The organism is Anaerozeibacter quisquiliarum, assembly GCF_051162045.1.
In the GTDB taxonomy this organism is placed as follows: Bacteria; Bacillota; Clostridia; order Christensenellales; family Aristaeellaceae; genus Anaerozeibacter; species Anaerozeibacter quisquiliarum.
Map to the genome: position 1 here is coordinate 52,420 of NZ_JBISDI010000017.1, position 20,284 is coordinate 72,703.

General features: G+C 63.4%; 20 protein-coding genes, 2 tRNA genes and 1 riboswitch. Of the genes, 10 read left to right on the top strand and 12 right to left on the bottom strand.

What is annotated here, in order from left to right; all coding sequences use genetic code 11:
- Nucleotides 1-126 precede the first annotated feature (126 nt).
- On the top strand, nucleotides 127-252 hold the full coding sequence (locus ACH6CV_RS09215; protein ID WP_456357892.1) for a hypothetical protein: 126 nt from the start codon (nucleotides 127-129) through the stop codon (nucleotides 250-252).
- A 117-nt stretch (nucleotides 253-369) separates the two neighbouring features.
- Here ACH6CV_RS09215 and ACH6CV_RS09220 read toward each other — a convergent pair whose 3' ends face one another.
- The 3 genes from ACH6CV_RS09220 to ACH6CV_RS09230 are packed head-to-tail and all read right to left on the bottom strand — an operon-like array spanning nucleotide 370 to nucleotide 3,427.
- Nucleotides 370-741, bottom strand: a complete 372-nt coding sequence (locus ACH6CV_RS09220; protein ID WP_456357893.1) for a DUF1667 domain-containing protein — start codon at nucleotides 739-741, stop codon at nucleotides 370-372.
- Nucleotides 738-1,985, bottom strand: coding sequence for an NAD(P)/FAD-dependent oxidoreductase (locus ACH6CV_RS09225; protein WP_456357894.1), 1,248 nt, complete (start codon nucleotides 1,983-1,985; stop codon nucleotides 738-740). The genes ACH6CV_RS09220 and ACH6CV_RS09225 overlap by 4 nt, the downstream gene beginning before the upstream one ends.
- Nucleotides 1,982-3,427 carry an FAD-dependent oxidoreductase gene (locus ACH6CV_RS09230; RefSeq protein WP_456357895.1) on the bottom strand — a complete coding sequence of 482 codons (1,446 nt, stop codon included), beginning with the start codon at nucleotides 3,425-3,427 and terminating at the stop codon, nucleotides 1,982-1,984. The genes ACH6CV_RS09225 and ACH6CV_RS09230 overlap by 4 nt, the downstream gene beginning before the upstream one ends.
- A gap of 246 nt (nucleotides 3,428-3,673) precedes the next feature.
- Between ACH6CV_RS09230 and ACH6CV_RS09235 the strand changes: the two genes are divergently transcribed.
- Nucleotides 3,674-4,450 (top strand): EAL domain-containing protein, encoded by a 777-nt coding sequence (locus tag ACH6CV_RS09235; protein WP_456357896.1) that lies wholly within the window; start codon nucleotides 3,674-3,676, stop codon nucleotides 4,448-4,450.
- Between the two features lie 86 nt (nucleotides 4,451-4,536).
- On the opposite strand, the gene ACH6CV_RS09240 is transcribed toward ACH6CV_RS09235, so the two are convergent.
- From ACH6CV_RS09240 to ACH6CV_RS09275, 8 genes are all read right to left on the bottom strand, one after another.
- On the bottom strand, nucleotides 4,537-6,147 hold the full coding sequence (locus ACH6CV_RS09240; protein ID WP_456357897.1) for a peptide ABC transporter substrate-binding protein: 1,611 nt from the start codon (nucleotides 6,145-6,147) through the stop codon (nucleotides 4,537-4,539).
- A 64-nt stretch (nucleotides 6,148-6,211) separates the two neighbouring features.
- Complete coding sequence (locus ACH6CV_RS09245) at nucleotides 6,212-7,186, bottom strand: ABC transporter ATP-binding protein (protein WP_456357898.1); 975 nt, start codon at nucleotides 7,184-7,186, stop codon at nucleotides 6,212-6,214.
- Nucleotides 7,183-8,166: an ABC transporter ATP-binding protein gene (locus tag ACH6CV_RS09250; RefSeq protein WP_456357911.1), complete on the bottom strand. Its 984-nt coding sequence runs from the start codon at nucleotides 8,164-8,166 to the stop codon at nucleotides 7,183-7,185. Before ACH6CV_RS09250 ends, ACH6CV_RS09245 begins: the two co-directional genes overlap by 4 nt.
- A gap of 7 nt (nucleotides 8,167-8,173) precedes the next feature.
- Nucleotides 8,174-9,190 carry an ABC transporter permease gene (locus tag ACH6CV_RS09255; RefSeq protein WP_456357899.1) on the bottom strand — a complete coding sequence of 339 codons (1,017 nt, stop codon included), beginning with the start codon at nucleotides 9,188-9,190 and terminating at the stop codon, nucleotides 8,174-8,176.
- A gap of 13 nt (nucleotides 9,191-9,203) precedes the next feature.
- A complete protein-coding gene (locus ACH6CV_RS09260; RefSeq protein ID WP_456357900.1) occupies nucleotides 9,204-10,118 on the bottom strand; it encodes an ABC transporter permease in 915 nt (304 codons plus the stop codon).
- A 101-nt stretch (nucleotides 10,119-10,219) separates the two neighbouring features.
- A complete protein-coding gene (locus tag ACH6CV_RS09265; RefSeq protein ID WP_456357901.1) occupies nucleotides 10,220-11,587 on the bottom strand; it encodes an MATE family efflux transporter in 1,368 nt (455 codons plus the stop codon).
- A 192-nt stretch (nucleotides 11,588-11,779) separates the two neighbouring features.
- Nucleotides 11,780-13,219: a sensor histidine kinase gene (locus ACH6CV_RS09270; RefSeq protein ID WP_456357902.1), complete on the bottom strand. Its 1,440-nt coding sequence runs from the start codon at nucleotides 13,217-13,219 to the stop codon at nucleotides 11,780-11,782.
- Nucleotides 13,216-13,926 carry a response regulator transcription factor gene (locus ACH6CV_RS09275; RefSeq protein ID WP_456357903.1) on the bottom strand — a complete coding sequence of 237 codons (711 nt, stop codon included), beginning with the start codon at nucleotides 13,924-13,926 and terminating at the stop codon, nucleotides 13,216-13,218. Before ACH6CV_RS09275 ends, ACH6CV_RS09270 begins: the two co-directional genes overlap by 4 nt.
- Before the next feature lie 267 nt (nucleotides 13,927-14,193).
- Here ACH6CV_RS09275 and ACH6CV_RS09280 point away from each other — a divergent pair, with 267 nt between their 5' ends.
- Nucleotides 14,194-15,024: an oxygen-binding di-iron domain-containing protein gene (locus tag ACH6CV_RS09280; protein ID WP_456357904.1), complete on the top strand. Its 831-nt coding sequence runs from the start codon at nucleotides 14,194-14,196 to the stop codon at nucleotides 15,022-15,024.
- Nucleotides 15,011-15,874: an HD-GYP domain-containing protein gene (locus ACH6CV_RS09285; RefSeq protein WP_456357905.1), complete on the top strand. Its 864-nt coding sequence runs from the start codon at nucleotides 15,011-15,013 to the stop codon at nucleotides 15,872-15,874. Before ACH6CV_RS09280 ends, ACH6CV_RS09285 begins: the two co-directional genes overlap by 14 nt.
- 442 nt (nucleotides 15,875-16,316) lie before the next feature.
- Here ACH6CV_RS09285 and ACH6CV_RS09290 read toward each other — a convergent pair whose 3' ends face one another.
- Nucleotides 16,317-17,033, bottom strand: coding sequence for a hypothetical protein (locus ACH6CV_RS09290; RefSeq protein ID WP_456357906.1), 717 nt, complete (start codon nucleotides 17,031-17,033; stop codon nucleotides 16,317-16,319).
- A gap of 376 nt (nucleotides 17,034-17,409) precedes the next feature.
- Nucleotides 17,410-17,539: riboswitch (FMN riboswitch) on the top strand.
- A 77-nt stretch (nucleotides 17,540-17,616) separates the two neighbouring features.
- Here ACH6CV_RS09290 and ACH6CV_RS09295 point away from each other — a divergent pair.
- The 6 genes from ACH6CV_RS09295 to ACH6CV_RS09320 all read left to right on the top strand — a co-directional run bounded on the left by ACH6CV_RS09295 (nucleotide 17,617) and on the right by ACH6CV_RS09320 (nucleotide 20,150).
- Entirely contained in the window at nucleotides 17,617-18,213 is a 597-nt protein-coding gene (locus ACH6CV_RS09295) for an ECF transporter S component (protein ID WP_456357907.1), read from the top strand.
- A 20-nt stretch (nucleotides 18,214-18,233) separates the two neighbouring features.
- The gene (gene tsaE / locus ACH6CV_RS09300) at nucleotides 18,234-18,707 is read left to right on the top strand and encodes a tRNA (adenosine(37)-N6)-threonylcarbamoyltransferase complex ATPase subunit type 1 TsaE (protein ID WP_456357908.1); all 474 of its coding nucleotides are present in this window, start codon (nucleotides 18,234-18,236) and stop codon (nucleotides 18,705-18,707) included.
- Nucleotides 18,704-19,402, top strand: a complete 699-nt coding sequence (tsaB, locus tag ACH6CV_RS09305; protein WP_456357909.1) for a tRNA (adenosine(37)-N6)-threonylcarbamoyltransferase complex dimerization subunit type 1 TsaB — start codon at nucleotides 18,704-18,706, stop codon at nucleotides 19,400-19,402. Before tsaE ends, tsaB begins: the two co-directional genes overlap by 4 nt.
- Nucleotides 19,395-19,889: a ribosomal protein S18-alanine N-acetyltransferase gene (rimI, locus tag ACH6CV_RS09310; RefSeq protein WP_456357910.1), complete on the top strand. Its 495-nt coding sequence runs from the start codon at nucleotides 19,395-19,397 to the stop codon at nucleotides 19,887-19,889. The genes tsaB and rimI overlap by 8 nt, the downstream gene beginning before the upstream one ends.
- A gap of 104 nt (nucleotides 19,890-19,993) precedes the next feature.
- Nucleotides 19,994-20,069 (top strand) — tRNA-Thr (locus ACH6CV_RS09315).
- A gap of 4 nt (nucleotides 20,070-20,073) precedes the next feature.
- Nucleotides 20,074-20,150, top strand: a tRNA-Pro gene (locus tag ACH6CV_RS09320).
- Nucleotides 20,151-20,284: the final 134 nt, after the last annotated feature.

Genomic DNA, 20,284 nt, shown 5'->3' on the forward strand with positions numbered 1-20,284 from the left:
TGATTATACCATGCCCCGACCCGCCCGGCAACCGCAAGCTTCGATCGGGCTATTCCCCGGACAAACGCGCAAGACTCCGACCGCGGCATCCGGCGAAACGTGGAGGGGGAGGCAAGCCTCAACGCCATGGCGGCGGACGGGAAGGCCCTGTCGGGCGGCATGGACGACGCCTCGTCCTACATCGACTTCGGCCCCGGCATGAGCCGCTTTGTCTGGTTTCACGCCATGCAAGCCTTTATGCCGGTGTCGTAGGCGTGGCGCTCGGCCTGCTGGTGTCGCTGCTGTTCAGCGGTATCTGGATCATGACGGCCGCCAATTCCTACGCGTCGGCGGCGAATATGCTCGGATCGACGGCGGTTATTCGCCGATCTATTCGCCGACCGCCACGCTCGAGGTGGCGACCAGATTTACGCCGGTACGGGCGATGTCCTCCTTAAGCACCTGGCCGGCGCGGATGGGGGCGTCGATGCGCAGCGCGTGAATCTCGCCCAGCACTTCGCCGATGGCCGACCTGGGCACGACATCGAAGGTCTTGACCGAGCACAGCGGGCGCAGGCCGCCTTTGACCCGCACGCTCGAAGTGACCGTGCGCATCGGGTTTACCATCTCCTGGCGCGCATACTGAGCGCCCCGGGCGCATTCGTTGCCGGCCACCGCAATGCCGTCGCCCGGGACCGAAACGGTCATCCGGCAGCCGATCGGGCAGCGGATACAGGTCATCTGCACACTCTCCACGCTCACGCCCCCTCGATTTCCAGCGTTATCTCCCCGGCGCCCGGCACAATGGGCACCACGACCTTTTCCATCTCGCCCGGCGTCATGACCGCGCGCTTGCGGCGCTTAAGCACCGCGTCGCCGCATTTGACGGCGACCGTCGCCGACCGGTAGACCGCCGAGACGCGGAAGTATAGATCCACCTCGCCCGCGCGCGCGGACGTAAGGCGCTGCGGCACCACGTATCGCACGCCCTTTCCCGCGCGCGTCTCGCGCCATCCGTCCGGCGCGGGCGATTGCCCCTTCGCATACGCCGCCGCCGACCGGCCGGCGAGGATGGCCTCCTCGCTGACGTTGTCCACCAGGTCGTGCACATGCAGCACATTGCCGCAGGCGAAGATACCGGGAACAAAGGTCTCGCGGTCTTCGTCGACCGCGGGGCCGCCCGTCACCCGGTCGAGCGCAATGCCCGCGCCCTTCGACAGCTCGTTCTCGGGGATCAGCCCGACCGACAGCAGCAGCGTGTCGCAGTCGTAACGGCGCTCGCTCCCGGGGATCGGCCGGCGCGTCGCCGGGTCCACCTCGGCGATCGTCACGCCCTCCACGCGCTCGCGCCCGTGGATTTCGCTGACCGTGTGATTGAACAAAAGGGGCGTGCCGTTGTCATCCAGGCACTGCACGATGTTGCGCGTGAGGCCGCTCGAATAGGGCATGACCTCGGCCACCACCGGCACCTCGGCGCCCTCCCAGGTCAGCCGCCGGGCCATAATCAGCCCGATGTCGCCCGAGCCCAGGATCACCACGCGCTTGCCCGGCATGTAGCCCTCGATGTTGACCAGCCGCTGCACGCTGCCCGCGGTGTATACGCCCGCCGGCCTCGTGCCCGGAATGTTCAGCGCGCCGCGCGTGCGTTCCCGACACCCCATCGCCAGCACCACGGCGGCGGCTTCCAGCTCGATCAGCCCGGTCTGCGGGCCGATCGCAAGGATCCTCCGGTCGGCCGTCAACTCAAGCGCCATGGTATCGGTCAGCCATTCGATCCCCGAGCCACCCAGCCTTTCGATGAAGCGCCCGGCGTATTCCGGGCCGGTCAGCTCCTCCTTGAAGAAGTGCAGGCCGAACCCGTTGCGGATGCACTGTTGCAGGATACCGCCCAGCATCCTGTCCCGCTCGAGGATCAAGACCGATAACTCCGGCGCGACCGCCTTAGCCTCGAGCGCCGCCGCCAGGCCGGCCGGGCCGCCGCCGATCACCACCACGTCGTACTTCATTGCGCGTCCTCCTTCAGCGAGCCGGCCAGCAGGTACGAGCCGCCGCCGAACTTGGTCAATTGCTCCATCGGCACGCCCAGCTCGCGCGAAAGGATATCCATCACGCGCGGAGCGCAGAAGCCCCCCTGACAGCGCCCCATGCCGGCGCGGGTGCGGCGCTTGACGCCGTCGAGCGAGCGCGCGCCGCGCCGGATGGCCTCCACGATCTCGCCCTCGGTCACCGTCTCGCAGCGGCAGATTACCTGGCCGTACCGGGGATCGGCCTCGATCAATTGACGGCGTTCGTCCGCCGTCATCTCCCGGAAGCAGGGGATGGCGGTCATGCGCGCCTGATAGCAGGGCTTGGGGTTGAGCGGCAGGCCGGCCCCGCGCAGCACCTGTTCGATCTTCTCCGCAATCGCGGGCGAGGCGGTCAGGCCCGGCGAGCAGATGCCCGCCGCGTGCACCAAGTGGCGGCTGGCGGCCGACAGGCCGATGATGAAGTCGTCGGTCGAGGGTTGGGCGCGCACGCCCGCAAACGAGGTGATGATCGCGCGTAGGTCGATGTCGGGCACGCTCCTGCCCGCGAGCTCGATCATCGTGTCGAGCCCCTGTTGCGAAACCGCGCAGTCGTCCCGGTCGGACAGGTCGAAGGCGGTCGGGCCGGCGAACATGTTGCCGTCCACCGTGGGCGATACCAGCACCCCCTTGCCCATCGCCGAGGGCGTCTGGAAGATCACCATATCAACCGCGCGGGCCGAGCGGTCGAAGATCACGTACTCGCCCTTGCGCGGCTGAATCGAGAAGGATTCGTCGCCGAGCATCCGCGCGACCTCGTCCGAATACACGCCCGCCGCGTTGACCACGTAGCGCGCGCAGATGCGCGCGTCCCCGGCCTCGATCAGCACGCGGTCGCCGTCTTCGGCCATGGCGCTGACCGGGCTGTTCAGGATCATCACGCAGCCGTTGGCGCCCGCGTTTTCCGCGCAGGCCATCGTCAGTTTGTAAGGGCAGGTGATCGCGGCCGTGCGCGCGAGCAGCGCGCATGTAACATCGGGATTCAGCGAAGGCTCGAGCTCGCGGGCGTGATCGCCGTTCAGCACAAAAAGCCCCTCCACCCCGTTTTGCAGCCCGCGTTCATAGAGCGCGCGGATGTGCGCCTCATCCTGCTCGCCCATGCCCACGACCAGCGAGCCGGTGCGCCTGAACGGCACATCCAGTTCCTCGCATACGCTTTCAAACAGCTGGCTGCCGCGCACGTTGAGCCGGGCCTCGGTGGAACCGGGCCGGCAGTCGTACCCGGCGTGCACGATGGCGCTGTTGGCGCGCGACGCGCCCATGGCCACGTCCTCGCGCGCCTCGATCAGTCCGATCCGCAGGTCGTATCGGGACAGCCTGCGCGCGATGGAGCAGCCGATCACCCCGGCGCCGATGATCGCGACATCCAGGTCAAGCGCTCTCATACGTCACATCCTTCGCAAAACGTTATACCCTTATGATCTTATCGCCTTTCGATCGCCTCGGTCAAGGCTCGCGCGGCAAGGAATGGCAAAGAAGCGCGCCCTGAGCATAAAGATCAAATAAAAGAGCGGGTTCGGTCATTTTATATCGTTAAACTTATAACGCTTGACCAAAATAAGAAGCTCAGGTAAAATATGCTTATGGAGGGCGTATTGGACGTATCGATTGAGCGAAGGGGGGCGCGTTATGTGAATCTGAGGTTGGACGAGCTGCGATCGTTGATCGCCGAGGGCGCGTTTGAGCTATACGGGCAACCCAAGTGGACGTTCGGTAAGAACACCTGCAACACATACGAGGTGTTCGCCGAGGTGCTGCACCTGCCCGGCGGGAAGACCGTGCCGGGCTACGACTACGTCAGGCGGATCGCGGGCGACGAAGAGACGAGCGAGCTGTTTTCCGACTGGTTCCTCAAGGAGTCGCTGAGCATGATGCGCCGGCTGATCGACTCGGCCGGCTGCGACCTGATCGCCGCGATCAACACCTGGACCCACTACGTCAACCGGACGGACTTCGTCGATCGCGTCAAGGCCGAGCTTGAGCTGCACGGCCTGTCGCCGCACAACCTCGAGTACGAGCTCAGCGACGTAGACGGGCTCAGCCCGGTCGGCGTCGAAAACCTGATCGCGCTGAGGGAGATGGGCGTTAAGCTGCTGCTCGACAATTTCGGCATCGGAAACAACAACCTGTTCGTGCTGAACAAGCTGCCCTTTGACGGCATCAAGCTTGCGCGCTGCTTCGCCTCCGGCGTGCCCAACGACGAGAAGCTGGTGCGCATCCTCGTCTCGATCGCGCACCTGGCCGACACGCTGGGCCTGACCGTGTGCGCCAAGGGCATCGAAAACGGCGACCAGCTCGAGTACTTCAGCGACCTCGGGTTCTGGAAGGGCCAGGGCTACATGATCGGCCCGCCCATGGCCGAAAAAAAGCTGCGCGAGTTCATCGTGCAGTTCGCGAAGAAGGGATAGGGGAGAGGCGAAAAGTCCCAATGTGTCCCGTTCCCAGCCCGTAGACAAAGGGCGGAGCCGCACTCGGCTCCGCCCTTTTGCTTTACTTACCCTTCGATATACGCGTTGTGGAACAGCTTCTCGCCGGTGGGATAGGTCGTGACGCCCTTGATTTCCGGGCGGGCGAGGCCGAAGGTCGCGTAGTAGTACACCGGGCAAGCCGCGTAGTCTTCGCCGAAGATGATGGCCTCGGCCTCATGCATCAGCTTCATGCGCTCGGCCTGGTCCATCGAGGCGTCGACCGCGTTCAGCAGCTCGTCGACCTTGTCATTCTTGTAGAAGGTGGTGTTGTTGCCCGAGCCGCCCTTGAACAGGTTCAGCAACGTAGCCGGATCGCTGTAGTCGGCCACCCAGCCGTCGCGCGCCATCCAGTGCTCGCCGTTGCGGCGGGCGGCGGTGAACACGCCCCAGTCCATCGTGGTGAGCTCGACGTTGACGCCCAGCACTTCCTTCCACATGGCGATCATCGCCTCGGCGGTCGGCTGGTGCACGCCCGATACGTTGGTGCAGTACTCGATGGTCGGCAGGCCTTCGCCGTTCGGATAGCCGGCCTCGGCCAGCGCTTCCTGGGCGGCCTTCTTGTTGGCCTCGTAGTCGCTGCGGTCGATCACCTTGGCGAAGGCTTGGAACTCGGTTGTGCCGTCGGCCTCAAGGAAGCCGCCGCCCACGAAGTTGTCGGCCGGCAGGTAGACGCGGTTGGCCGCGACCTCGGACAGGTGGGCCGTGTCGAGCGCCAGCGTCAGCGCCTTGCGGACCAGCGGGTTGTCGAGGGGCGCCTTCTCGTTGTTGAAGTTGACGTAGTAGGTGCCGAGCTGCGGCTCGATGAAGAACAGGCCTTCGGCCTTGGTCGCCTCGACTTCCTCGGTCGGGCAGTCGTCGGTCCAGAAGATTTCCTTGGCGCGGATCGCGGCCAGCTTGGCGTTCGGGTCGGCGATCAGCTTAAAGATGATCTTGCTGTTCTTCAGCGTCGCGGCATCATAGTAAGTCTCGCTGGGCACCATGACGATCTCCGAGTCCATCGTCCAGCTCTCGACCTTGTACGCGCCGTTGCCGATCAGGCTCGCCACGTCGGTAGACCAGCCCATGGGGTTGGCTTCGATGATATCCTTGCGCACCGGATAGTAGGGCGGAAAGGCCATGATGTCCTCGAAGAAGGTGCAGGGGCCGGCCATCTTGACTTCCAGCGTGTTATCGTCCAGCGCCTTCACGCCGAACTCGTCGACCGGCTTCTTGCCGTCCACGATTTCCGCGCCGTTGAGCACGAACTTGCCCATGTCGGCGGCGTAGGGCGCGGCGGTCTCGGGATCGACGAAGCGCTTGAAGCTGTACTCAAAGTCCGCGGCGGTCAGCGGCTTGCCGTCGGACCACTTGCCGTCCTTGCGGAGCTTGAAGGTCCAGGTCATGCCGTCGTCGCTCTTCTCGACGCTCTCGGCGGCGCCCAGCACGACGCCATTGCCGTTCTGGTCATACTTGTACAGGCCTTCGAACAGGTGCTTGATGTAGTTGGAACCGTCGGACGCGGAGTTGAGCGCCGGATCGATGGTCTCCGGCTGCGGGCCGATGCAGACCGTGATCTCGCCGCCTTCGGCAGCCATCGCGGGAGCGCCCAAGGCAAGCATCAGCAGGAGCGCCAGGACGAGCGCCAAGGTCTTCTTCATGGGATACCCTCCTTATTATGGGATTTTTGGATATCTGTAACGCGCGGACGCGTTGCATTCATGTTTATTGCCAGCCTTCCGACACCTTGTGGCAGGCGCAGCTGTGGCCGGGCCCGATCTCGCGCATCTCGGGCCGCCGCTGCTTGCACACCTCGCGCGCGTAAGGGCAGCGCGTGTGGAACTTGCAGCCCACGGGCGGGTCGATCGGGCTGGGCACGTCGCCCTCGAGCACGATGCGCTTGCGGGCGCGGCTGACGTTCGGGTCGGGCAGCGGGATTGCCGACAGCAACGCCTGGGTGTAGGGGTGCAGCGGATTTACGTACAGCGACTGCGCGTCGGTCAGTTCCATCAGGCTGCCCAGGTACATGACGCCGACACGCGTCGAGATATGGCGGACCACCGACAGGTCGTGCGCGATGAACAGGTAGGTCAGGCCGAGCTTCTTTTGCAGATCCATCAGCATGTTGATGACCTGCGCCTGGATCGACACGTCGAGCGCCGAGATCGGCTCGTCGCACACCATGAATTCCGGGTTCAGCGCCATCGAGCGCGCGATCGAGATGCGTTGGCGTTGGCCGCCGGAGAACTCGTGCGGGTAGCGGTTCATGTGTTCGGAGTTGAGCCCGACCAGTTCCAGCAGCGAAAGCACCTGCTCGTTGCGCGCGGCGTGGGTCTTGTGCACCTTGTGGATGTCCAGCGGCTCGCCCACGATGTCGCCGACCGTCATGCGCGGGTTCAGCGAGGCGTAGGGGTCCTGGAAGATGATCTGCATGCGCCGGCGGTAGGGCTGCATGTTGGCCTTGGTGATGTCCTTGCCGTCGAAGATGATGTTGCCCGACGTGGGCTCGTAGAGCCTAAGCATCGTGCGGCCGATCGTCGATTTGCCGCAGCCCGATTCGCCGACCAGGCCCAGCGTCTCGCCGCGCTCAATGACAAAGGACACGCCGTCCACCGCCTGCACGAACTGCGGCTTCTTGAACGTGCCGCCGTTAACGGGGAAGTACTTTTTGAGGTTCTTGATTTCGATCAGCCTGCTCATGCGTCCTCCTCCAGTGCGTGCAGCCAGCAGGCCGATTCGTGGCCCTCGCCCACGTCCATGAGCGGCGGCTGATGCGCAAGGCACAGCTTCATACAATGCACACAGCGCGGCGCGAACGCGCAGCCCTTGGGCAGCGCAATCAGGTCGACCGGCGTGCCCTCGATCGGCACCAGCGGCTCGCGCCGGTCGGAGTCGAGCCGGGGGAGGCATTTCAAAAGACCTATGGTGTAGGGGTGCGACGCGCGGTAGAAGATGTCGTCGATCGAGCCGCGCTCAGCGATCCGACCCGCGTACATCACGATGACCTCGTCGCACAAATCCGACACGATGCCCAGGTCGTGCGTAATCAGGATGATCGAAGAATTGATCTTCCGCTTGAGATTCTTCATCAATTCCAGGATCTGCGCCTGGATCGTCACGTCGAGCGCGGTGGTCGGCTCGTCCGCGATCAGCAGCTTCGGCTGGCATAGCAGCGTCATGGCGATCATCGCGCGCTGGCGCATGCCGCCCGAGAACTCGTGCGGGTACTGGTTCATGCGGCGCTCGGGGTTGGGGATGCCGACCAGCGCGAGCGATTCCACCGAGCGCTTGTGGGCCTCGTCCTTCGTCATCCTGGTGTGCAGCTTGAGCGTCTCCATCAGCTGGTTGCCGATCGTGAACACCGGGTTCAGGCTGGTCATCGGATCCTGGAAGACCATGCCGATCTCCTTGCCCCGAATCCCGCGCAGCTGCTTCTTGTTCATCGCGAGCACGTCGCGCCCGTCGAAGGTGATTGAGCCGCCGGTGACGCGGCCGGGCTCCGGGACCAGCCCCATCAGCGCGTTGACCGACACGCTCTTGCCGCTGCCCGACTCGCCCACGATGCCCAGGACCTTGCCCTGTTTGATGGTATAGCTGACGCCGTTGACCGCCTTGACCTCGCCGGCCGGCGTCATGAAGGACACATGCAGGTCCGTAATTTTCAGCAGTTCATTCATAATTCTCCCCCTATCCGCGCATCCGCGGGTCGAGCGCGTCGCGCAGGCCGTCGCCGAACTGGTTGAACGCCAGGATAATCACGGCGATCATGGCGGCGGGGATCATCAGCCGGTAGGGATACGACTGGAAGCCGTTGAGCGCGTCGTTGACCAGCGAACCCAGCGACGCCATCGGCGCGGAGACGCCCAAGCCGATGAAGCTCAGGAAGGACTCCGTAAAGATGGCCGACGGGATCTGGAACATCGTGGTGACGATGATGGTGCCGATGCAGTTGGGAACCAGGTGCTTCTTGATGATCCAGCCGCTCTTCGCGCCCATCGCGCGGGCGGCCGTCACGTACTCGGAGCCCTTGAGCGCGATCACCTGGCCGCGCACGATGCGCGCCATGCTGACCCAGTAGAGCAGCGCGAATGTCAGAAAGATCGAGATCAGGCCCGATCCGACGCTCGCAAACGCCTTCAGCCCGCCGGAGTCGAGCAGCTTCTGCAGCGGATCCTTGAGCGAAATCCCCAGGATGATGACGACCAGCGCGTCGGGTATGGCGTAGACGATTTCCACGACGCGCATCATCACATTGTCCACCCAACCGCCGAGGTACCCCGAGATCGCGCCGTAGGTGGTGCCGATGATGAGGATGATTAAACTGGCGACGATGCCGATCGTCATCGAGATGCGCGTGCCGATCATGACGCGCACCATCAGGTCGCGGCCCAGGTTGTCGGTGCCGAACGGGTGAAAGGGGTCGAGCGTCGGGGCCATGCGCTCCGCCCCGCGAATCTGCTGATCGTACTGGTAGGGCATCAGCATCGGGCCAACCCAGGCGAAGAGCAGCACGGCGAGCAGAATCCACGCGCTGGTCATCGCGACCTTGTTGGCGCGCAGGCGGCGCATGGCGTCCTGCCAATAGGTGACCGACTCGCGCATGTGCGTGAGTTGACTCTTTTCCTCCGTCGACGCCGGTTCAAGCAGTTCCGGCGAGAGATGGAAGGACAGGAATTTGAAATTCTTGACGGGTTTCAGCTTCATGGCCGGCCTCCGCTCATTCGTAATTGATGCGCGGGTCCACCACGCCGTACACAAGGTCTACAATCAGGTTCATCAGAATCAGCAGCGCCGCGAGGAACACGGTCACGCCCACAATCAGCGGGTAGTCCCGGTTGGTGACCGAGTCGATGAAAAACTTGCCCATGCCGGGGATCGTGAAGATCTTCTCGACGACAAAGCCGCCGGTCAGGATGCCCGCGGACAGCGGGCCCAAATAGGAAATGACCGGGATGATCGCGTTGCGCATCGCATGCTTGAACAGGATCCTGCGCTCGGGCAGGCCCTTGGCGCGTGCGGTCTTGATGTAATCGGAGCTTAAAACGTCCAGCATCGACGAGCGTGTCAGCCGCGCGATAAAGCACGCCGGGTAGAACGACAGCGCAAACGCCGGCATGATGTAGCTCTGCCAGGCGGACAGCCCGAGCGTGGGCAAAATGCCCAGCAACACGCCGAATACAATCAACAGCGTCGTCGCCATGACGAAGTTGGGCACCGCAATGCCCAGCGTCGCCACGAACATAATCACACGGTCCAGCCACTTGTTGCGCCTGAACGCGGCCACCGTGCCCATGGGTACGCCCATGCTCACGGCCAGCGCGATTGCGATGACGCCGAGCCTTGCCGATGTGGGGAACTTCTCCGCGATGATCTGATTGACGCTGAAGCCCACGCGCTTGTAGGAATCGCCCAGATCGAAGCGGGCGAGGCGCTTGAGGTACAATAGGTACTGCTCGAACAGCGGCTTGTCAAGGCCATATTTCTTCTCCATCATGGCGATGGTCTTTTTGCTGGCGCGCTCGGTGTTGAATGGGCCGCCCGGAATCAGGTTCATCAGGAAGAAGGTCATCGTAACCACGACGAACAGCGTGAGGATTGCAGAAAGGATTCGCTTGATGACGAATCGAGCCAACCGAATCACCATCCATCATAAATTGCAGGCAGACGTAAACAATGCAGTTATTATAGCACAGATTGATGGGACGCACAAGAAAGAATTTCATTCCAGGCGTCCTATGCGCGTACGGGCGGCCGCGACATCCTCCGATACAGCCAAACAAAACACGCCAAATGCGTCGCGGCCGCGATGGCCCAGGTCACCGGGTAACACAGGTAGAGCGTGGTCAGCGTGCGGTGCTGGGCGAACACCGTGTACAGCCAGACGATGCGCAGACCGCACACGCCTATCAGCGTAACCAGCATCGGCAGCAGCGAGTGGCCCATGCCGCGGATGGAGCTGGCCAGCACGTCCATCAGCCCGCACAGCGCGTAGGTTAAGCACATGATGTTCAGCCGCACCATGGCCTGCTCGATCACGACCGGGTTGTCGGTGTAAAATGTACCAAGCAGCCAGGAGCCGATCGATACAATCAGTGTGCCCACGGCCACGGCGAAGATCGCCATCCACAGGCAACTCGCCTGCACCGCCCGGCGAACGCGCTTGAGGTCGCCCGCGCCCCGGTTCTGGGCCACGAACGACAGCGCCGACTGGCCGAACGCGGCGGTGGTCACGTTGACGAAGCCGTCCAGGCTCTGCGCCACGGTGTTGCCCGCCATCACGATGGTGCCGAACGAGTTGACCGACGACTGGATCAGCACGTTCGAGATCGAGAACACCGTGCCCTGCAGCCCCGCGGGCACGCCCACCCGCGCGATTTCCCAGAAGGCCGCGCGGTGCACGCGCAGTTTTTTGAGATCCAGGCGGATGCTGCCGCTCGAGCGCATCAGGCAGGTGACCACCAGCACCGCCGACACCACCTGCGACACCGTAGTCGCCAGCGCCACGCCCGACGCGCCCATGCGGAACACGATCACCGAGATCAGGTTGAGCACCACATTGGTCACGCCAGCGATCGCCAGGTAGTACATCGGGCGGCGCGTGTCGCCCACCGCGCGCAGCACCGCCGCGCCGAAGTTGTACACCATGGCGGCGGGCAGCCCGGCGAAATAGATCATCAGGTAGGCAAGCGCCTTTCCTTCCACCTCGGGCGGGGTGCCGGTCATACGCATAAGCAGCGGCGCAAACGCGATGCCCAGCGCGGCGGCCGCCACCCCGGCAATCGCGCTGACCGCGACGGCGGTGTGCACCACAGAGCTCACTTCGCGGTGGCGCCCGGCGCCGTAGTGGTTCGAAACCGCCACACTCGCGCCCACCGAAAGCCCGATGAACAGCGTGACCACCAGGTTAATCAGCGCGCCGGTCGACCCCACGGCGGCCTGGTCGGCGTCGGTGGCGAACTTACCCACCACCGCGATGTCGGCGGCGTTGTAGAGCAATTGCAGCATGCCCGTCGCCATCAGCGGCAGCGCGAACAGCAAAATCTTTTTCAGCATCGGGCCGTGTGTCATGTCGATTTCGTAATGGCTGGTCTCGGATTTCATCGGTAGATGCCTCTTTTTCGATTGTGATTTCAGCGCAACCGCGCAGGGCGGCCACAGGTCGCCCCTGCGACTCGTGAGCCGTGCCCCTCGAGAGGAAACGAAACTCCCCGGGTAGCTGCTGACCTGTTCCGACGTTGCCTGTCGGACGGGAAATCCCCTCGCCAGCCGCCGCCCGAATCAATCAGCGCTTACTTAGGCCCGCTTGAAGCGCAATTCAAAGGTCGTACCCGGCCCGCCGGGCAGCAACTCGATCTGGCCGCCCATGTGCTCCATGGCCGAGCGCGCGATCGGCAGTCCCACGCCGTGCAGCCCGCCCTGCCCCTTGAAGAAGCGGTCGAACACGCGCGGCGCGTCCTCGGAGGCGATGCCCGGCCCGTCGTCCGATATGCGTAAACGCACGCATTCCCGGTCGGCCGACAGCGTAAGCACAACCCGGCTGTGCGCGTAGCGGATGGCGTTGGACAGCACGTTGTCGACCGCCTTGCTGGTCAGCTGCTCGTCGGCCAGCACGTCCGCGCCCTCGGCAATCGGCTCGAGCGTAAGACCGACGCCCTTGAGCAGCGCCGCGCCGCGCATGCGCTCGATGGTGTTTTGCAAAAAAGGCAGCAGGGCGATCCGCTCGATCTCAATCGTCAGTTGGTCGTTGTCCATGCGCGAGAGCGTCAACAACCCGTCCACGACGCGGGTCAGCTGCCGGCTCTCGGCCGCGATTACGCCGGCCGCTTGTTGGGCGTCGTCCAGGATGCCGAACTGGATGCCCTCGGCGTAGCCCTGGATGGACATCAGCGGCGTGCGCAGCTCGTGCGACGCGTTCTGGAAGAAGGTCTTCTGCGCCAGGTCTACGCGCTGAAGCCGCGCCGACATGCTGTTGGTGGCCTCGATCAAAAGCGCGATCTCGCGCACGTCGCTGACCTGGTCGGTGGGCGCGAACTCGCCCGCGCCGATCGACTGAACGTGCCGGCTCAGCTCGGCGATCGGCCGCGCGACGCTGGCCGCGATCAGCCAGGACGCGATCAGTGCCACCAGCGCCAGCAGGAAGGTCAACACCAGCACCACGAGGCCGGCCGCGCGCAGCAGCATGCCGGTGTCGTTGATCGAGCTGAACACGATCAGGTAATTGGTGAGCACGGCCTCGGGGTCGGTCAGCGTCAGCATGCATGCCAGGTATTCCTGCCCATCCACGCACAGCCGCTCGAAGTGCGGCGGGGCGTCCGACAGCGGGGGCGCGTCGGCCTGGGGGCCAAAGTGATCGGTGACCGCGCGAATCTCCTCGTCCACCTCCGAGGGGAATACCACCTCGAGGGTCTTGTTGAGCACGATAATCGAGGATTCGAACTGGCTGCGCCGAAGCGCGCGGCGCGTCTCGTATAAGAATTCGCGCGCCTGAAATCGCTTGAGCTCGTCCGCATCCGTCACGGGCTCGCCCTTGGGCGAGCCCGGCGGTTCCACGTAAACCGCGTCGACGATCGACTTAACCGCTTCGATCGTCGACGAAATAGCCGAGCGCGACAGGCTCATCGCGTATTCGGCGGTCACAAGGTCGAACGTCAGGTAGATGAAGGGCGGCAGCACGATCATCAGCGCGGCGAGCGGCAGGAACAGCCGGGCCTGCAAGCCGAGCTTCATTTTCATGATGCGCCGTCGGGTTCGGCCTCGTCGCTCAACCGGAACCCGAAGCCCCACACCGTCTCAATGCGCACCCCACCGCCCTGTGCCGCCAGCTTCTTGCGCAGGCGCTTGACCAGGTCGTCGGTCACGCGCGTGTCGGCGTCGAAGTCGAAGTGCCACAACTCGCGCAGCAGCTCCGTCTTGCTGACGGCGCGCTGCCGGTTGCGCAGCATGTACGACAGGAAATCGAACTCGGTGGGCGTCACCGGGAACGGCTGGCCGGCCATGACGACCGTGCGCAGCTTGAGGTCCATCGTCAAATCGCCCATCGTGAGCAGCTGCGGCTCGTCGCTCACCGCACGGTTCATGTCGGCGCGGCGCAACAGCGCCCGCACGCGCACCACCAGCTCGACCGGGGAGAACGGCTTAACCATGTAGTCGTCGCCGCCCAGCGTGATCCCGGTGATGCGGTCGAATTCGCCGTCCTTGGCCGACACCAGCAGGATCGGCGTGTTGTGCTGGCGACGGATCGCCGTCACCGCATGAAGCCCGTCCATGCCGGGCAGCATGATGTCCAGCACCACCAGCGCCGGCTCGCGCGCCTGGAACGCGTGCAAGAGCGCCTCCGCGCTGTCAAACCCCACCGCCTCAAAGCCGTCTTTTTCGAGGAACGATAAGATCAGTTGGCGGATGTTCCGGTCGTCGTCGGTTACATAGATCAACTTATTCACAGCTACACCTCGCGTTTCCATTATAGCATCACTCGGTAAAATCGCAACCCAAAACTCCGTTTTTGCCACAATATGTTCCCCGTTTTGTGTACGAGCCGCGCCGGGCGCGCCGCCATTCGACGGCCATCGCGCGAATACCGACAAAATTCGCTTGTATTTTCCGGCAAGTTGCATTATAATGCGATATTGTAACCATCAATTATCACCAGAGACCGGCGCGCCGCATACGATGCTCCGCAGAAGGCCTTGCACTGGGAGGTGCTCGCAATGGATGGGCAAACACTGAATGACCAGGAGTGCATTGAGATTGCCGATCAGGTCTACTGGGTTGGCTTTGCCGACGCACAGACCGGGCTGCACTGCAACCCCTACCTGATCATCGACGGCGACGAAGCGGTGCTGATCGACAGCGGCAGCCGGGATGACTTCGGCACCGTGATGCTGAAGATCCTGCGCACGGGCATCAATCCCGGCCAGATCAAGCGCCTGATCTACCAGCATTACGACCCCGACCTGTGCGGGAACCTGCCGCACATGGAAGCGATGATCAACAGCCCGGATCTTCGGGTCATCTCCCATTACGAAAACAATCTCTTTATCAACTACTATTCCCAGAAGTCGCCCAAGGACTGCATCGAAGCCCTGGGCGGCCGGTTCGCCTTTTCGAGCGGCCGGGCGCTGCAATTCATCCGAACGCCCTATGCGCACACGCCCGGCAGCTTCGTCACCTACGACGCCAAGACGGGCGTGCTGTTCAGCAGCGATCTGTTCGGCGGCTACGACTACGGCTGGAGCCTCTACGCGCAGATCGAGTCAATCTGCGAACGGTGCCAGCCGCACGACCCCTGTCCGGTCACCGGCGGGCGCTGTCAGCTCGCGGGCATGCTGGATTTCCACCGGCGCGTCATGCCCTCCACCGTGGCGCTGCGCCACGCGCTGTCGCTGATCGAAGGACTGGACATCCGCATGATCGCCCCGCAGCACGGCAGCATCCTCAACACCCCCGAATCCCGCAAGGCCGCGATCGGGCAGCTCAAGCGGCTGAGCAGCGTCGGGATCGACCGGTTTGTCGAGGAGGGACCGGATGGTTCTATGTGAGATTCGCGAGGCCGGCTTGGCGGCGGCCTCGGACCGGGCGGACGGGCGTCGGGACGCGCGGGCGCTGTTCGACTGTTTCGCGCATCAGGTCGACCATGAGATTCAGGACGAGCTGGTCTCGGGGCTGATGACCCGGTATGCCGCCGTATCCAGGCAGCTCAAGCGGCACAACGAACGCCTGGAGGAACTGGTGCGCGAAAAAGTGGCCGAGGTGTCCGCCGCCCAGATGGCCACGATCTACGCGCTGGTCAGGCTGGCCGAGTCGCGTGACGACGATACCGGTGAGCACATCGGGCGCACCAGCGCCTACTGTCGGTTGATCGCGATCAAATTCAAGGAGGCGGGCGCGCACCGCGAGCCGATCGGCGACGCGTTCGTCGAAAACATCGCCCAGGCCAGCCCGTTGCACGACATCGGCAAGGTGGGCATCCCGGACGCCATCCTGCTCAAGCCCGCCCGGCTGACGCCGGAGGAGTTCGAGGTGATGAAGACCCACGTCCTGATCGGCCACCGGACGCTGGCCAGCGTGGAAAAGAGCTACCCGATGAACGCCTTCATCAGGATGGGCATGGACATCGCGCTCAGGCACCACGAGCGCTGGGACGGTAGCGGCTACCCGGACGGGCTTTCGGGCATGGACATCCCGCTCGCGGCGCGGATCATGGCGCTGGCCGACGTGTACGACGCGCTGCGGTCGAGCCGGGTGTACAAGCCCGGCTACTCGCACGAGGACAGCGCCGCCCTCATCCGCAAGAGCCGGGGCACCCATCTCGACCCGCTGCTGGTGGATATTTTTGAGGCGAATCAGCGCGCGTTTTGTGATATATTCGAGCGCGGCGCGGAGGGGTGAGGGGGCTGGCTTCGGCGCAGATGTGGTGTTGACAACGCCGCTTTGCGTGCGCCGGGCGGCCTATGTCATTACCCAATGGTGGTTCCTCCCATCCTGCTTGGCGCGACTGCCGGGTCGCTTCCTTTCCGGCATGGGAGGACGTTTTTGTTGATGACCTCAGGTCTTTTACCCACCGGAATGGCCGGCGGTGTCTGAGCAAACCAAAATCGGAGAGCCGCGAAAAGCGCTTTTTCCGTGCAGACCATTGACAAAGGGCCGCGTTCCGGGACGACCGGAGGGGGCTTTGTATCGGGACGGTGACGGGGCCCTTCCTCACCTCCCGCTTACGGGTATATGCTTCGGATGAAGGAGCGCCTGAGGTTGCCTCCAACAAGAAAAACGCCATCCGATTTCGGATAGCGTCATGCCGACAAACTGGATTTGTATTGGGCCGCGTATGACTTCAGGATTCTTTTGCCTTGATCAACGCGAAGGTTCTTAGGCCAATGCAAGCCCCCGTATAAAGCAAGTACCATATACAGTGCATCAGTGCCCCACCGGTTTCCAGCTCAGCGGACTGCCCCAGACGATAGATCGAATCGTATAGCGGTGGCAACAGCAGACGCGGGGCAAAGGGGACACCGGCCATTCCGGCGGTCAGGCCGAGAAGGCCGATCAGCAGACAAAACAAATACGCCATTTTTCTGTCCCGGATGATGCTCGGATGGAAAATGCCGCCGACGGAAGCGCCGCATATGCCGGCACATGCGTTGAGCAGGATGCCCAGCATAACCTCCCGGAATGATGGGTCCCGGACAAACATGCCGTGAATATAGACGGCGCGGCCAAGCATCGGCAGACAAATCAGAAACACACCGCCCGCAGCGCCGAACAGCAACAGCCACAATGCTTGCGCGATATGGTATCGGCTTGCCCCGGATTTCACCATGAGCACATGGCGCAGAACTGGCTCCTCCGACCAGTTCATGGCCAGCGCGATCCATGCACCCCATGCGAAAGCGGCCACGGTCGACATCAGAAAGCTCGACACCACATCGACGGGCACGATGTGATAAAACACAAAGGGATATCCGATCAGCATGAGCAGCGCAAACACAATCCGCCCGGAACGGATATACAGGCGCATTTGAACCCAAGCGCACACAAGCGCCTTACGCATGGCATTTCTCCTTCCCGCTGCAGGCGCCATTTGCGAACAGACCGCAGTCTTTGCACAGGCACGCATCATCGTCCGGCGTGTTCAGCCAGTGTCCCTCCACCAGTTGTCCGCTTCGAATATGGTATATGTGTTAGCGCATCAAGTCTTTCGCATGACGTCATCAAAGCCACAGGATGCGCAAGTCGCAGGCGCGGGGAGGCGGGCCGTCCCGTTCGTCGAGTTCCCGCATGCATCTGCTTTTTCGGCGTTCCTCGAGGGTTTCCCCGCGGCCCTCGCCGGCCAGAGGGGGGGACAAGGCTGCGGGTGGGGCGTGTAAAGATTGTATGCCGCCTTGACAATCTCCTCCCCCAGCGCTATAATAACTCCGACAACTGAACAGCGTCTTCAGGGCGGGGTGAGATTCCCCACCGGCGGTAATCTTCTTTGTGAAGCGAGCCCGCGAGCCAATTGGCAGACCCGGTGCGATCCCGGGGCCGACAGTATAGTCTGGATGGAAGAAGATCAAATTCTCCCAACGCCGTTTTTGCGGCCCCTGTTGCGCGCGCATCAGGGGCCGAATTTGGTGATGGGGAGTGTGTCAACCATGAAACAGGGCAGACTGACGGCAGGGATTATCGCGCGCATCGGCGTGCTGGGCGCGGTCGCGTCGATCCTCTTCTACTTTCCCGAGATTCCGGTGATCGGCTTCTACAAGCTGGACTTCTCCACGCTGCCGGCGCTGCTGGGCGCGTTCGCGATGGGACCGGTGGCGGGGCTGGTGGTCAACCTGATCAAGGACATCACCGGGCTGCTCCACTCATCGAGCGCCGGGGTGGGCGAGTTGGCCGACCTGCTGGTCTCGGGCTCGTTCGTGGTGGTGGCGGGCCTGTGGTACCGGCACGCGCGCACGCGCAAGGGCGCGCTGATCGGCATGGCGCTGGGCACGCTGTTTATGGCGCTGGTCGGCGCGCTGACCAACTACTACATCATGATCCCCTTCTACATCAATACGATGAACTTCCCGGAAGGGGCGATCATCGGCATGATGGCGAAGGTGATCCCCGCGATTGACAGCATGTTCAAGCTGATCCTGTTCGCGACGATTCCGTTCAACCTGCTCAAGGGGATCGTGCTGTCGCTGGCGACATTGTTGCTCTACAAGCGGCTGTCCCCGTTGCTTCACGATAAGGAGAAGCGCTGACCTGGAAAGAGTGAGTGATATTGTACAAGACGACCGGACAGGACGATACCCACGCGCTGGGGCAAGCGCTGGGCGCGCAACTGCGCCCGGGCGACAGCCTGCTGCTGACCGGGGACTTGGGCGCGGGCAAATCAGTGCTGGCGCGCGGCGCGGCGCGCTCGCTGGGCGTGACCGGGCCGATGCCCAGTCCCACCTTCACGCTGATGCAGCCATACCATGATGGGACGGCCCCCGTGTGCCACTTCGATCTGTACCGGATAAGCGATGAAGATGAATTCGAGGCGGCGGGCCTCGCGGAATTCGTCGGCGGCGGGCAGGTGGCGCTGATCGAGTGGCCGCTCGAGGGGTTGCGCGTGGAACCCGCTGTGCGCCTTTCGATTGCGCGCGGCGCGCTCGACGAGGAGCGGTTAATCGACATCCGCTTCGAGGGCATCGATGAATCGCGCGTAACAGCCATCCAAGCGGCGCTTCGGCAATGGGAGGAGCAACCATGATCGTGCTGGCGGTGGACGCCTCCGGTCCGGTCGCGGGCGTGGGGCTGATGAAGGATGAGCGCGTGCTGTACGAGGCCGTGGCCGACCTCGGCCGCACCCACTCCGAGGCGCTGATGCCGATGGTCGAGGCCGCGATGTCGGCGGCGGGGCTGGAAGCGTCGGAAGTTGACCTGTTCGCGGCGGTGGCCGGGCCGGGTTCATTTACCGGCGTGCGCATCGGCGTATGCGCGGTGCAGGCGCTTTCTCAGGCGACCGGCAAGCCCTGCGTCAGGCTGAACGCGCTCGAGGTGCTGTGCGAGGGGCAGTTCGGCTTCGAGGGCGCGGTGTGCCCCATTCTCGACGCGCGGCGCGGCCAGGTGTATGCGGCGGCGTTCCGCCGGGCGGGCGGGGCGTCTGAACGGCTGATGGAGGACGCGGCGCTGGCGCTTGATGATTTCCTCGATATGCTGCCCGAATCGGGGCGGTTGTTGTTCGTGGGCGACGGGGTGCAGGCGCACGGCGCGCGCATCGCGCGGCGGCTGGGCGAACGCGCGCTGATCGCGCCGCCCGCGCACGCGCGCATCATGCCGAGCGCGGCCTGCCGGCTGGCGCAAAAACAAAGCGACCGGGCGACGGATGCCGCGCAGCTGCGCCCGATCTATCTGCGCGCGCCGCAGGCCGAGCGCGAGCGGGAGGCGGGGATCCGCCATGGCTGAGATTACGATAAGCCTCATGACGCTCGAGGACATCGATCAGGTACACGAAATCGAATGCGCCTGTTTTTCAATCCCCTGGTCGCGGCAGGCCTTCGCCACCGAGGTGCGAGAAAACCAATGCGCGCGCTACCTGGTGCTCAAGGAAGACGGCGAGGCGGTGGCCTACGCAGGCGTATGGTTCGTGCTGGACGAGGCACACATCACCAACATCGCGGTGCGCCCCGACCGGCGCGGTCTGGGCTACGGCGAGGCGGTCACGCGCGCGCTCATGCAGTTGGCCGCCGACTCCGGGATGAGCATGTTGGAGCTCGAGGTGCGCGTCTCAAACCGCGCGGCGCGCGCGCTGTATGAAAAGCTGGGCTTCGTGGAAGTCGGCCTGCGCAAGCGCTACTACGCCGACACCGGCGAGGACGCGTTGCTGATGGCCTGCGAACACCTGCCCGAGGCGCACCCGGAGGACGATCCGTTCTTGGTACATGAGGAGTGAGGCATGGATTTCATCATATTTTTACCCGCGTCTGTACAAATCATGCGCTCCTCCTATTGACAGTCCGCACCCCGCTATGCTATAATTCTTAACTGTGACCAGTTGCCAATGTAGCTCAGCCGGTAGAGCAGCGGTTTCGTAAACCGCAGGTCAAGGGTTCGAGTCCCTTCATTGGCTCCAGCGCCGAGGTGTAGCGCAGTTTGGTAGCGCGTTTGGTTCGGGACCAAAAGGTCGCAGGTTCAAATCCTGTCACCTCGACCACTTAAATCCGGATTTGTGAAAGCAAGTCCGGATTTTTTAGTATGACTTTTTGGTACTTTCGGACATGAGCGGACATGCCCCATTTCCGATACAATCGGGCAACAACGGATTATAGGCGATTGGTGTATCTTTTT

What these genes read in the sequence shown, in the direction of transcription:
- ACH6CV_RS09215 (WP_456357892.1), top strand. Translation starts at nt 127, where the DNA reads ATGGCGGCGGACGGGAAGGCCCTGTCGGGCGGCATGGACGACGCCTCG.
- ACH6CV_RS09225 (WP_456357894.1), bottom strand. Translation starts at nt 1,985, where the DNA reads ATGAAGTACGACGTGGTGGTGATCGGCGGCGGCCCGGCCGGCCTGGCG.
- ACH6CV_RS09230 (WP_456357895.1), bottom strand. Translation starts at nt 3,427, where the DNA reads ATGAGAGCGCTTGACCTGGATGTCGCGATCATCGGCGCCGGGGTGATC.
- ACH6CV_RS09240 (WP_456357897.1), bottom strand. Translation starts at nt 6,147, where the DNA reads ATGAAGAAGACCTTGGCGCTCGTCCTGGCGCTCCTGCTGATGCTTGCC.
- ACH6CV_RS09245 (WP_456357898.1), bottom strand. Translation starts at nt 7,186, where the DNA reads ATGAGCAGGCTGATCGAAATCAAGAACCTCAAAAAGTACTTCCCCGTT.
- ACH6CV_RS09255 (WP_456357899.1), bottom strand. Translation starts at nt 9,190, where the DNA reads ATGAAGCTGAAACCCGTCAAGAATTTCAAATTCCTGTCCTTCCATCTC.
- ACH6CV_RS09265 (WP_456357901.1), bottom strand. Translation starts at nt 11,587, where the DNA reads ATGAAATCCGAGACCAGCCATTACGAAATCGACATGACACACGGCCCG.
- ACH6CV_RS09270 (WP_456357902.1), bottom strand. Translation starts at nt 13,219, where the DNA reads ATGAAAATGAAGCTCGGCTTGCAGGCCCGGCTGTTCCTGCCGCTCGCC.
- ACH6CV_RS09280 (WP_456357904.1), top strand. Translation starts at nt 14,194, where the DNA reads ATGGATGGGCAAACACTGAATGACCAGGAGTGCATTGAGATTGCCGAT.
- ACH6CV_RS09285 (WP_456357905.1), top strand. Translation starts at nt 15,011, where the DNA reads ATGGTTCTATGTGAGATTCGCGAGGCCGGCTTGGCGGCGGCCTCGGAC.
- ACH6CV_RS09290 (WP_456357906.1), bottom strand. Translation starts at nt 17,033, where the DNA reads ATGCGTAAGGCGCTTGTGTGCGCTTGGGTTCAAATGCGCCTGTATATC.
- ACH6CV_RS09295 (WP_456357907.1), top strand. Translation starts at nt 17,617, where the DNA reads ATGAAACAGGGCAGACTGACGGCAGGGATTATCGCGCGCATCGGCGTG.
- tsaB (WP_456357909.1), top strand. Translation starts at nt 18,704, where the DNA reads ATGATCGTGCTGGCGGTGGACGCCTCCGGTCCGGTCGCGGGCGTGGGG.
- rimI (WP_456357910.1), top strand. Translation starts at nt 19,395, where the DNA reads ATGGCTGAGATTACGATAAGCCTCATGACGCTCGAGGACATCGATCAG.